An 11,018-nucleotide genomic window follows, 5' to 3' on the forward strand; every position below is an offset into this window, starting at 1 on the left:
ACCCGAGGGTGACCGGCCCGCGGGACCTCACTCGGACTTCTCGGCGGCCTGCTCGCCCTCGGCGGCCGGCGTCTCCTCGGCGGCGGGCGCCTCGGTCGCAGCCTCGTCGGCGGCGGGGGCCTCGGTGGTCGTCTCCTCGGCGGCGGGCGCCTCGGTCGCGGCGGCGTCGGCGGCAGGCGCCTCGGCCTGGGCGGCCTCGGCACCGGCCAGGAGCTCGCGCTCCCACTCGGCCAGCGGCTCGGCCTCGGCGGTCTCGGCCGCCTCGCCCTTCTTGCCCGAGTGACGCTGCATGAGGCCGTCGGCCGCGGCGTCCGCGATCACGCGGGTGAGCAGCGTGACGGAGCGGATCGCGTCGTCGTTGCCCGGGATCGCGTAGTCGACCACGTCGGGGTCGCAGTTGGTGTCGAGGATCGCGACGACGGGGATGCCCAGCTTGCGGGCCTCGTTGACGGCGAGGTGCTCCTTGTTGGTGTCCACGACCCAGACCGCCGACGGCGTCTTGGCCATGTCACGGATGCCGCCCAGGGTGCGCGCGAGCTTGTCCTTCTCGCGGCGCAGGACGAGGAGCTCCTTCTTCGTCAGGCCGGAGCCGGCGACGTCGTCGAAGTCGATCTCCTCGAGCTCCTTGAGGCGCTGGAGGCGCTTGTGCACCGTGGTGAAGTTCGTGAGCATGCCGCCCAGCCAGCGGTGGTTCACGTAGGGCATGCCGACGCGGGCGGCCTGCTCGGCCACGGGCTCCTGCGCCTGCTTCTTGGTGCCGACGAAGAGGATGGTGCCGCCGTGGGCGACGGTCTCCTTGACGAACTCGTAGGCGCGGTCGATGTACGACAGCGACTGCTGGAGGTCGACGATGTAGATGCCGTTGCGCTCCGTGAAGATGAACCGCTTCATCTTCGGGTTCCAACGGCGGGTCTGGTGCCCGAAGTGGACACCGCTCTCGAGGAGCTGGCGCATGGTCACGACGGCCATGACACGTCCTTTCGCCGCGTGCGCCGGATCCTCCGGGCTGCACGCGCGTCAGGCGACCGGCCCTGCGTCGTCGGCAGGCTTCCGGTCGCGGTACTCGGTTCGTCGGTGACGGGCATCTGGCCCGGCACCCCTGGCGTCACGCCTGGCCGGCACCGCTCCCGGAGACCCGGGGGCGGACCGCTGCCGACGCGGCCGCACCCTGCGACCGGCGGGCCGGGACGCGGGGCGCGTTCGTGACGCGCGAAGTCGATCTGCCGGTGGCCACCCCGCAGCCGCCCGGACCGCGAGCCGTCGAGGACGGTCCACGAGACACCGGAGAGGTGGGGAGCGAGGCACAAGCCGATCGCGGCAGCCAGTCTACCTGACCTGACGGGGCATCTTGGCGCGCCTCCGAAGGGGCCCCTGGCCGGCACCTCGTGGCGTGGTCCTGGAGGACGCCACGCGGCGGCGGTGGGGCGGGACGCTGCCCCCAGGGCGGCCCCGTCCCCAGGACGTCGACGCGCGGACCGGCAGGCGCCGTGGTGCCACGAGGCTACCCGCATGACCACCACCGCCCGCCGCCCGCCCGCCCGCGCCGCCACGAACCTCGCCGGTCCCGTGCTCGTGCCTGTGCGGGTGCGCGGGCTCGTGCTCAGACCCGCGCTCGTGCTCGGTCTCGTGCTCAGACCCGCGCTTGTGCTCGGCCTCGCGCTCGTGCTCGCGCTCGGGCTGCTCGGCGCGCTGGCGGCCTCCGCATCGTCGCTCGGGCTCGGCGGCTCCGCTCCCGCCGAGCCACCGCCGGCAGGGGCGGACGCACCGTGGGAACGTCCCGTCCCGGGGCCGGTGGCCCACCCGTTCGACCCACCCGCCCAGCGGTGGCTCGCCGGCCACCGCGGCGCCGACCTCGCGGCGAGCGCGGGCGGACAGGTGCGCGCACCGGCCGCCGGGGTGGTCTCGTTCGCCGGCAAGGTCGCCGGCAAGCCGGTCGTCGTGGTGACCCACCCGGGTGGTCTGCGCTCGACGTTCGAGCCGGTGACCGCCGACGTCCGCGTCGGTGCCCGGGTCGGTCCGGGCGCCGTCCTCGGGGTCCTCGCCCCCACCCCAGGCCACTGTGCCCCTGCCTCGTGCCTGCACTGGGGGGTGCGGCGCGGAGAGGTCTACCTCGACCCGCTCGCGTTCCTGGGCGAGCAGGCACCGATCGTCCTGCTCCCGGGTGGGCCGTGACCGGCCGCGGACCGCCGCGGCCCACACCGGCCTCCGCAGCCCGGCCCCCGCACGCCCGGCCCCCGCACGCCCGGCCCCCGCACGCCTGGCCCCCGCACGCCCGGCCCCCGCACGCCCGGCCCCCGCACGCCCGGCCCTCGCACGCCCGGCCTCCGCGCGCCGCGCCGTCCGGCCTTCGCGCCGGCGATCCTCAGGCGCGCGGGAAGGCCTGGACGAACACCTTGCGCAGGCGCTCGTCGTCGACGTGCGTGTAGCGCTGGGTGGTGCCGAGGTCTGCGTGTCCCAGGACCTCCTGGACCGACCGCAGGTCGGAGCCGCCCTGCAGCAGGTGCGTCGCCGCGGAGTGCCGCAGGGCGTGCGGGGCCACGTCCTCGACACCGGCCTGTGCCGCCAGGCGGTGCACGGCGTCGCGCACCTGGCGCTGGCCCCACCGCCCGCCCCGCGCGCCGAGCAGGAGGGCAGCGCCGGATCCTGGCTGCACCAGTGCCGGGCGTCCGCGGGCGAGCCACTCCGACACCGCGCGGGCCGCGGGCACGCCGAACGGCACGACACGCTCCTTGCCGCCCTTGCCGAGCACGCGCACGAGTCGCTCGGTGAGGTCCACGGCCGGCACGTCCACCTGGACGAGCTCGCCCACGCGGATGCCGCTGCCGTAGAGGAGCTCTGCGGCCGCCCACGCGCGCAGCGCCGCCGGGCGCTCCTCCGGCTCGGCGGCGTGCGCGGCCTCGCGGGCGGTGTCGAGCAGGGCCGACGCCGCGGCGGCGCTCAGCACCGTGGGGAGGGTGCGCGGCACCTTGGGGCTGGCGAGCCGGGCGGTCGGGTCGGCGGTGACGAGCCCCGTCCGGTAGGCCCACCGCAAGAAGGTGCGGGCCGCCGCACCTCGCCGGGCGAGGGTGGCCCGCGCCAGACCCCGCTCCGCCTGGGTGGCGAGCCAGCCGCGCAGGACGCCGACGTCCACCCCCGCCAGTCCGTCCACCCCGTGCCGCACCGCGTACCGCAGCAACGACCCGACGTCCGCCCGGTAGGCACGACGCGTGTGCGCGGAGTGCCCCCGCTGGACCTCGAGGTACTCGTCGAAGCGGGCCAGCGCCTCCTCGAGCGGCGCCGGCAGCGGCGGCAGGTCCGGATCGGTGTCCATCCAGGTCAGTGTGCCCCTGGGCGGTCCGAGCGGGGGTGAGGGCGGCGCGCGTGTCGAGGCCCCCGCGACCACCCGGCAGCCGTCACCCTCGCGCCCGCCGCCGTCCGGCAGCCGTCACCCTCGCGCCCGCCGCCGTCCGGCAGCCGTCACCCTCGCGCCCGCCGCCGTCCGGACGTCCGGCGTGGTCCCCGGCTCCACCGACCCCCCTCCTGCGCGGCGAGACCCAGCAGCTCGAGGGCGCCGAGCCCTGCGAGCGTCTCGGACGCGGACAGCCCGGCGGTCCTGGTGAGCGTGTCCAGCGTCGCGGAGGCGCGGGCGGGCAGCGCGTCCCGCACCCGGCGGGCGCGCTCGTCGAGCGCGTCCACCCCGCTCGCTCCTGCGCCCGGTCTCGTGCCTGGCGCGGGGGCCGGGCCGTCGGCTCCCGCATGCCCGTCCGCTCCCGCCGGCCCGTCCGCTCCCGCGGGCCCGTACGGGCCCGCGAGCTCCGCCACCTCGTCGGCGTCGGTCACGCAGACGGCCGCGCCGTCGCGCAGGAGCACGTGGCACCCGGTCGACGTCCCCGACGTCACCGGACCCGGGACGGCACCGAGGGGCCGCAGCAGCCGGGTGGCGTGCCGGGCCGTGGACAGCGCGCCCGACCGCCACGCCGCCTCGACGACGACCGTGGCGCACGACGCCGCGGCGATGATGCGGTTGCGGGCCAGGAACCGCTGGCGGAACGGGGCGGACCCCGGCGGGACCTCGCTCACCACCGCGCCGGCGCCGTCGGCCAGCCGGGTCAGCAGGTCCTGGTTGCCCGGCGGGTAGAGACGGTCGACGCCGCCGGCGAGCACCGCCACGGTGGGCGCCCCGCCCGCGAGCGCGCCCCGATGGGCGGCCGCGTCGATCCCGTACGCACCGCCGGACACCACGGTGAACCCGCGGTCGGCGAGCCCCGCGGCCATGCTCGCCGCCACCTGGTCGCCGTACGCGCTCGACGCGCGCGCCCCGACGACGGCGACCGACCGCGTCGCGAGGGACGCGAGCTCCGGGTCTCCCCGGACCCACAGGGCGAACGGCTCCTCCGGGCCCAGGTCGGCGAGACCGGGTGGCCAGCGCTCGTCCCCGGGGACCAGGAAAGTGCCCTCGAGCCGGTCGAGCACGCGCAGCTCCCGCCGGGGATCCAGCCCGTCCAGGCGGGGCGACCAGCGTGCGACCGACGCCATGAGGCGGTCTGCCGCGACCTCCGACCCGACAGCGTCCAGCGCCGGGCCGCGCACGGCGCGCGCCGGGTCACGGACCGCGTCGAGCACCCACGCGAGGGCCTCCCCCGCTCCCAGGTGCTGCACGAGCGCCCCTGCGACGACGTCGCCCGGCTCCGCGAGCCGGCTCCAGGCCGCCCGGGCGAGGTCCGGGTCGTCGGCGTCGAACGGCAGCACGCCCACCGGGGCGCGCGACGCGCCCGCTCCCCGCGGCGCGTCGGGGACGGGGTCACCCGGGTCAGCCATGGTTCCCCCGGGTCCGCATCGTCACGGCGGCGGACACGTCGTCAGCCGTCGGCGAGGCCCTGCCCGCGAGGTCTGCGACCGTCCACGCGATCCGCAGCACCCGGTCCGCGCCGCGCAGGCTCAGGACGCCGCGGTCGACCATCTGCTCGATCGGGGCGAGGACGCCCGGGGCCCGCGACCGCTCCCGCAACCAGCGGCCCGGCACCTCGGCGTTCGTCGACCACGGCGTGCGGGCCAACCGGTCGCGGGCCACCTCGCGGGCCGCGGCGACGCGCTGCGCCACCAGCGCCGACGTCTCGCCGTCCGTCCCCGCCGTCCGTTCGGCCCGTGTCACCGGCTGGACGTCCACCTGCAGGTCCACGCGGTCGAGGAGCGGTCCCGACAGCCGACCGAAGTAGCGCCGCTTCGCGGTGGGTGTGCAGGCGCAGTCCAGGCCCTTGTTGACCGACGCCATCCCGCACGGGCACGGGTTCGCCGCCAGCACCAGCTGGAAGCGGGCCGGGTAGCGCGCGGCACCGCCGGAGCGGTGCAGCACCAGCTCGCCCTGCTCGAGGGGCTGGCGCAGCGTCTCCAGGACGCGGGACGGGAACTCGGGGGCCTCGTCGAGCAGGAGCACGCCCCGGTGGGCCCGCGACACGGCCCCGGGCCGGGCCAGTCCCGTGCCGCCGCCCACGATGGCCGCGGGCGTCGCGGTGTGGTGCGGGTCCTCGAACGGCGGCCGGGTGAGCAGGCCGTTGCCCGGGTCGAACGTCCCGGCCACCGAGTGCACGGACGTCACCTCCACCGCCTCGGCGGGGGTGAGGTCGGGGAGGATGCCCGGCAGCCGCGCCGCGAGCATCGTCTTGCCGGCGCCAGGCGGCCCCACCAGGAGCAGGTGGTGCCCGCCCGCCGCGGCGATCTCCAGCGCCACGCGCGCCTGCGCCTGGCCGACCACCTCGGCGAGGTCGCCGGAGGACCGGCGTGCCACGGACTGCCGCGCGGGCCGGACGGCGTCCAGCGCGGGCACGTCGGTGAGCTCCCCGCCGTGCAGCAGCACCACCTCGGCCAGCGTCGCGGCCGCGTGCACGCGCGCGCCTGGCACCAGGCGAGCCTCGTCGGCGTCCCCGGCAGCCACCACCACGTCAGGACACCCGGCCTCGACCGCGGCGGCGACCGCCGGCAGCACACCCCGCACCGGCTGGAGGCGTCCGTCCAGCCCGAGCTCGGCCAGGTGCACCACCCGGTGCAGGCCGGCTGCCGGGATCGCGCCGTCGCCGGCGAGGACGGCGACCGCGATCGCCACGTCGAACGACGAGCCGGACTTGCGCAGCGACGCCGGCGAGAGGTTGACCGTGATCTTGCGGTGCGGCCAGCGGATGCCCGTGGAGAGCACCGCGGCGCGCACACGTTCGCGCGACTCCTGCAGCGCGGTGTCCGGGAGCCCGACCAGCGTGAAGCCCGGCACCGACGCGGCCAGCTGCGCCTGCACCTCCACGACGTGCCCGGTGAGCCCTGTCAGCGCCACCGACGCCGTCGTCCCGAGCCCCATCAGAGCACCCCCACCAGGTGCTCGACCTGCGCCGCACCGGACTTGGGGAGCACCACCGCCACGACGTCGACCCGCACCTCGCGGCACCGCACGTGCCGGTGCTCGGCGAGCCACTGCCCGGTCAGCCGCCGCACGCGGGCGAGCTTCGCCGGGCTCACCGCCTCGGCCGGGTGCCCGAACGCCGTGCCCCGCCTGGTCTTCACCTCGATCGCGACCAGCACGTCGCCGTCCCGGGCGACCAGGTCGAGCTCGCCCCTCGTCCCGCGCCAGTTGCGCTCCAGGACCTGGAGACCCTGCGCCTCGACGTGGCGCGCGGCCACCCGTTCTCCGTACTGCCCGACGGCGTCTTTCGCCCGCATCGAACCACCTCCGCGAGCAGCGTCGCGCGGCGGGGCGAGGCCGCGGTGCGCGCGGTGCGAAGCTGTGGACGGCCGGGGGCCTGGGGGCAGCGGTCGTGGCTACGGGCGGCCCGAGGCGTCGTCCATGACAGCGGCTAGAGGGCGAGCTCCGCCTTCGCGAGCTCCTCCACGTTGACGTCCTTGAACGTCACCACGCGCACCGACTTCACGAAGCGCGCGGACCGGTACACGTCCCACACCCAGGCGTCCGCCAGGCGCAGCTCGAAGTAGACCTCGCCGGCGGCGGACCGCACCTGCAGGTCCACCTGGTTCGCGAGGTAGAACCGCCGCTCCGTCTCCACGACGTAGGAGAACAGGCCCACCACGTCGCGGTACTCGCGGTAGAGCGCGAGCTCCATCTCGGTCTCGTAGTTCTCGAGGTCTTCGGCGCTCACGGGGTCATCATCCCACCGGGCAGGGCTGCGTCGAGCGTCACGGCGGGCGCGCCGGGAACCGACGCCGGCGCGCCGTCGTCGGCAAGCGCCCGCAGGTTCCAGGAGCGGCGGTGCTGCGGGGTGGGCCCGTGGCTGCGCAGCGCCTCCAGGTGCGCCGGCGCGGAGTAGCCCTTGTTCTGGTCCCAGGCGAACGCGGGGTACTGCCGGGCGAGGCGCACGAGCAGCCCGTCGCGCTCCACCTTGGCCAGGACGCTCGCCGCCGCGACCGACGAGCACTGCAGGTCGGCCTTGACCAGGGTGCGCACGGCGGGCTCCGGGACGTCGGGGCTCATGGCCGGGTCGAGGTCGGTGGCCTCGAACAGGTCGACGTCGCCGCGGCTCAGCCAGTCGTGGGAGCCGTCGAGGAGCACGACGTCCACGTCGCCGCACGTGCGGCGCACCTGGGCGAGCGCGCGCCGCCCCGCGAGGCGCAGCGCGGCGACGATCCCGTGCGCGTCGATCTCCGCGGGGCCGGCGTGCCCCACGGCCCACGCGACGCCCCAGCGCTGCAGCTGGGGCACCATCGCGACGCGGGCCGCCGGGGTGAGGAGCTTGGAGTCGGTCAGGCCCTGCGGTGCCGTCCGCGTCGCCGCGTCCACCACGACCACGCCCACGCTCACCGGGCCGGCGAGTGCACCGCGACCCACCTCGTCCATGCCCGCCACGAGGCGCGCCCCGCCCGTCAGCAGGGAGCGCTCCTGGCGCAGCGTCGGGCTCTTGCGCTTCGCAGCCCCGTTCTCGGTGCGGCGGCGCGGCGGGGTCGGCCGCCGGAGGGTCTCCCGTTCCGAGGGCGTGCGGACCGGCTGTGCCGCGTCCTGCTCGACGAGCGAGGTCACGGCTCCGGCACCTTCGCGAAGACGTCCCCGGGGTTGCGCAGGAGGGTCGCGTCACCCAGCGGCCAGACCGTGGCGAACGCGGAACCCACGACGTTGTCCATGGGGACGAACCCGCCGCCCGGCTTGCCCGTGTTGTACCGCGAGTCGGCCGAGTTCTGGCGGTTGTCCCCCATGACGAACAGCATGTCGTCGGGCACCGTCGTGTCGAACGGGTCCTGGCTCGGCACCGAGCCCGGCTTGATGTACGACTCCTCGTCGATCGGCTGCCCGTTGACGCTCACGCGACCCTGGTCGTCGCAGCACTTCACGTGGTCGCCCGGTGTGCCGATGACGCGCTTGATCAGGTGGTCCCCGGTCTCCTGGGGCATGAGCCCGACGAAGGTCAGGACGTTCGTCACCGCCTGGCCGACGGGGGTGCGCTCCGGCGGCTCGTACGGCGGCAGCCAGCCACCCGGGTCCCGGAACACCACGATGTCGCCGCGGTGGACGTCGAAGACGGTCGGGACCATGCGGGAGACCATCACCCGGTCCCCGATCTCCAGCGTGTCCTCCATGGACCCGCTGGGGATGAAGAAGGCCTGGACGAGCAGCGTCTTGATCAGCCAGGACAGCACGAGAGCGCTGACGACGATGATCGCCGTCTCGCGCAGCACCCCGAGGCCACGGCTCGGCGCGGGCCCCGCGGCCGTCGCCGTCCCGCCGCCGGCGCCGACCACGGCGTCGAAGCCGACACCCTCGTCGCCGGAGCCCGAAGGGGCGGGGTCGTGGGATCGGGGCTCACGCGCACTGGGCCGGTCGGTCACGGGATCGGAGTCTGCCACGACCTCACTCTTTCACCCGCCACCGTCCAGGGCGAAACTGCCGCCATGGGCGGCCCGCGGGCCCGTGGGAGACGCGGGGAGCACGACGGACGGGCGGCCCTGCCGTAGCAGGACCGCCCGTCCGGGGGTGCGCGTCAGCGCGTCACGAGGCGGGGCGTCGCGCCCCGGTGCCTCACTTCGACGCGGGCGTCTCGCGCTTCTCGCGGATCTTCGCCTTCTTGCCGCGCAGGTTGCGCAGGTAGTAGAGCTTGGCGCGACGCACGACACCACGCGACACGACGTCGATCGAGTCGATGGTCGGGGCGTGCAGGGGGAACGTGCGCTCCACACCGACACCGAAGCTGATCTTCCGGACGGTGAAGGTCTCACGGACGCCGCCGCCCTGGCGCGCGATGACGATGCCCTGGAACGCCTGGACGCGCGAGCGGTTGCCCTCGACGACCTTGACGTTGACCTTGACGGTGTCGCCGGCGCGGAAGTCCGGGACGTCGGAGCGCAGCGAGGCTGCGTCGACGGAGTCGAGCGTGTGCATGGTTGTCTCCCCGCTCTGCCACAGGTCAGGAGCAAGATCGTGGCACGCCCGGGGGCGTGCCTTGTCTGACGGTTCGGTGGGTGCGTCGGCTCCTCGACCGGACGGCTGACCAGCAGCTCGTCATGACCTCCCCTGTGGCAGAGGCCGGGTCGGCGAACACACCGGCGACCTATTCTGCCACAGGTCCTGGCGGGGCCTCGCCCGTGGGCTGGAGGCGTCCGTCGTGCAGGGCCCAGCCGAGGCCGGCGAGCATCGCCAGGTCGGCCTTGTCGAGTGCGCCGGGGTCCAGCGCGGCGATCATGTCCGGACGGCGCGCGGCGGTCCGCTCCAGCGCCCGGTCGCGGCGCCAGCGCTCGATCCGCGCGTGGTGGCCGGACAGGAGGACCTCGGGCACGTCCAGCCCCTCCCACGCGGGGGGCTTGGTGTACACCGGGTACTCGAGCAGGCCCGCGGCCCCGTGCGACTCCTCGACCAGCGAGTGCGGGTTGCCGACGACCCCGGGCAGCAGCCGCCCGAACGCCTCGATCATGACGAGTGCGGCGACCTCCCCGCCGTTGAGCACGTAGTCCCCGATGGACAGCTCGCTCACGCGGTGGCCTGCCGCGCGCGCCCGCTCGGCGACCCGGGCGTCGATGCCCTCGTAGCGGCCGCACGCGAGGACGACGTGCTCCTCGAGCGCGAGCGCCTCCGCGTGCCGTTGCGTGAACACGTCGCCCGACGGCGTCGGCACCACCAGGTGGCCCCCGCCGCCTGCGGGGAGCACGTCGTCGAGCGCACGGCCCCACACGTCCGGCCGCATGACCATGCCCGCTCCCCCGCCGAACGGGGTGTCGTCCACCGTGCGGTGCCGGTCGGTGGCCCAGTCCCGCAGGTCGTGCACGCGCAGGTCCAGCAGGCCGGCCCGTCGGGCCTTGCCCACGAGCGACAGGTCCAGCGCGGCGAGGTAGTCCGGGAAGATCGACACGACGTCGACGCGCACGTCAGACCTCGTCCGTGCTCTCGGCGGCCTCGTCGGCGCCAGCCTGGTCGGGGCGGTCGACGACGGCGGCGTCCGCGTCGCGGGCGAGCAGGCCGCCCGGCGGGGTCAGGACGACCCGCCCGCCGGCGACGTCGACCGTCGGCACGATCGCACGCACGAAGGGGACGAGGGTGCGCTCACCGGCGGGCTCGCGCACCACCAGGGCGTCGTGCGCCGGCAAGTGCTCCAGCCCGACGACCTCACCCACGACCGTCCCGTCCTCGAGCTCGGCCCGCAGGCCCTGGAGCTCGTGCGGGTACCAGGCGTCCTCCTCGTCCGAGGCGTCGGCCTCGACGACGAGCTCCACGCCGCGCAGCGCCTCGGCCGCGGTACGGTCCCCGACCTCGGCGAACGAGACCAGCCAGCGTCCCTGGTGCTCTCGCGCGGCCGTGACCGTGAGCGGACCGGCCGACGACGGGTCGGTCTCCAGGGTGAGGCCGACCGCAAGCCGGTCCTCGGGGTTGTCGGTGCGCAGGTCGAGGGCGACCTCGCCCCGGAGCCCGTGCGCGCGCCCGACGCGCGCCACCACCAGCTGCATGACCACTCCTGTCTCGTACTCGTTTCGCCGGCCGGCTCGGCACGACGTGGACCGCCTCGCGGTCCCAGCATGCCCCGCGACAGACGACGAGGCCCGGCCCCACCGGCGTGCGGTGG

The 11,018-nt window shown here is 75.8% G+C and carries 12 protein-coding genes; 1 reads left to right on the plus strand and 11 read right to left on the minus strand.

All coding sequences use genetic code 11. From position 1 onward, the window contains the following. Nucleotides 1-27: 27 nt before the first annotated feature. Nucleotides 28-969 (minus strand): 30S ribosomal protein S2, encoded by a 942-nt coding sequence (rpsB, locus tag ACFT55_RS15330; protein WP_380244703.1) that lies wholly within the window; start codon nt 967-969, stop codon nt 28-30. A 540-nt stretch (nt 970-1,509) separates the two neighbouring features. On the opposite strand from rpsB, the gene ACFT55_RS15335 reads away from it, so the two are divergent. Next, a complete protein-coding gene (locus ACFT55_RS15335; RefSeq protein ID WP_380244704.1) occupies nt 1,510-2,172 on the plus strand; it encodes a murein hydrolase activator EnvC family protein in 663 nt (220 codons plus the stop codon). 190 nt (nt 2,173-2,362) lie between these two features. Here ACFT55_RS15335 and ACFT55_RS15340 read toward each other — a convergent pair whose 3' ends face one another. The 10 genes from ACFT55_RS15340 to rimM all read right to left on the minus strand — a co-directional run bounded on the left by ACFT55_RS15340 (nt 2,363) and on the right by rimM (nt 10,902). Beyond that, nucleotides 2,363-3,310: a tyrosine recombinase XerC gene (locus tag ACFT55_RS15340; RefSeq protein ID WP_380244705.1), complete on the minus strand. Its 948-nt coding sequence runs from the start codon at nt 3,308-3,310 to the stop codon at nt 2,363-2,365. A 146-nt stretch (nt 3,311-3,456) separates the two neighbouring features. Beyond that, nucleotides 3,457-4,797, minus strand: a complete 1,341-nt coding sequence (dprA, locus tag ACFT55_RS15345) for a DNA-processing protein DprA (protein WP_380244706.1) — start codon at nt 4,795-4,797, stop codon at nt 3,457-3,459. Further along, on the minus strand, nt 4,790-6,325 hold the full coding sequence (locus ACFT55_RS15350) for a YifB family Mg chelatase-like AAA ATPase (protein WP_380244707.1): 1,536 nt from the start codon (nt 6,323-6,325) through the stop codon (nt 4,790-4,792). Before ACFT55_RS15350 ends, dprA begins: the two co-directional genes overlap by 8 nt. Then, nucleotides 6,325-6,684, minus strand: a complete 360-nt coding sequence (locus ACFT55_RS15355; RefSeq protein ID WP_380244708.1) for a YraN family protein — start codon at nt 6,682-6,684, stop codon at nt 6,325-6,327. Before ACFT55_RS15355 ends, ACFT55_RS15350 begins: the two co-directional genes overlap by 1 nt. A gap of 134 nt (nt 6,685-6,818) precedes the next feature. Beyond that, a complete protein-coding gene (locus ACFT55_RS15360) occupies nt 6,819-7,118 on the minus strand; it encodes a DUF2469 domain-containing protein (protein ID WP_013838354.1) in 300 nt (99 codons plus the stop codon). Then, nucleotides 7,115-7,864, minus strand: coding sequence for a ribonuclease HII (locus ACFT55_RS15365; RefSeq protein WP_380244713.1), 750 nt, complete (start codon nt 7,862-7,864; stop codon nt 7,115-7,117). Before ACFT55_RS15365 ends, ACFT55_RS15360 begins: the two co-directional genes overlap by 4 nt. Nucleotides 7,865-7,989: 125 nt before the next feature. Beyond that, nucleotides 7,990-8,814 carry a signal peptidase I gene (gene lepB, locus ACFT55_RS15370; protein WP_380244709.1) on the minus strand — a complete coding sequence of 275 codons (825 nt, stop codon included), beginning with the start codon at nt 8,812-8,814 and terminating at the stop codon, nt 7,990-7,992. A gap of 172 nt (nt 8,815-8,986) precedes the next feature. Further along, nucleotides 8,987-9,346 (minus strand): 50S ribosomal protein L19, encoded by a 360-nt coding sequence (rplS, locus tag ACFT55_RS15375; protein ID WP_380244710.1) that lies wholly within the window; start codon nt 9,344-9,346, stop codon nt 8,987-8,989. Nucleotides 9,347-9,515: 169 nt separating this feature from the next. Continuing rightward, the gene (trmD, locus tag ACFT55_RS15380; RefSeq protein ID WP_380244711.1) at nt 9,516-10,325 is read right to left on the minus strand and encodes a tRNA (guanosine(37)-N1)-methyltransferase TrmD; all 810 of its coding nucleotides are present in this window, start codon (nt 10,323-10,325) and stop codon (nt 9,516-9,518) included. Between the two features lies 1 nt (nt 10,326). Then, nucleotides 10,327-10,902, minus strand: coding sequence for a ribosome maturation factor RimM (gene rimM / locus ACFT55_RS15385; RefSeq protein WP_380244712.1), 576 nt, complete (start codon nt 10,900-10,902; stop codon nt 10,327-10,329). Nucleotides 10,903-11,018: the final 116 nt, after the last annotated feature.

Source organism: Isoptericola sp. NPDC057191, from assembly GCF_042670225.1.
In the GTDB taxonomy this organism is placed as follows: Bacteria; Actinomycetota; Actinomycetes; order Actinomycetales; family Cellulomonadaceae; genus Isoptericola.

Excerpts from the sequence above, each read along its gene's own strand:
- rpsB (WP_380244703.1), bottom strand. The coding sequence starts at position 969 with ATGGCCGTCGTGACCATGCGCCAGCTCCTCGAGAGCGGTGTCCACTTC.
- ACFT55_RS15335 (WP_380244704.1), top strand. The coding sequence starts at position 1,510 with ATGACCACCACCGCCCGCCGCCCGCCCGCCCGCGCCGCCACGAACCTC.
- ACFT55_RS15340 (WP_380244705.1), bottom strand. The coding sequence starts at position 3,310 with ATGGACACCGATCCGGACCTGCCGCCGCTGCCGGCGCCGCTCGAGGAG.
- dprA (WP_380244706.1), bottom strand. The coding sequence starts at position 4,797 with ATGGCTGACCCGGGTGACCCCGTCCCCGACGCGCCGCGGGGAGCGGGC.
- ACFT55_RS15350 (WP_380244707.1), bottom strand. The coding sequence starts at position 6,325 with ATGGGGCTCGGGACGACGGCGTCGGTGGCGCTGACAGGGCTCACCGGG.
- ACFT55_RS15355 (WP_380244708.1), bottom strand. The coding sequence starts at position 6,684 with ATGCGGGCGAAAGACGCCGTCGGGCAGTACGGAGAACGGGTGGCCGCG.
- rplS (WP_380244710.1), bottom strand. The coding sequence starts at position 9,346 with ATGCACACGCTCGACTCCGTCGACGCAGCCTCGCTGCGCTCCGACGTC.
- rimM (WP_380244712.1), bottom strand. The coding sequence starts at position 10,902 with ATGCAGCTGGTGGTGGCGCGCGTCGGGCGCGCGCACGGGCTCCGGGGC.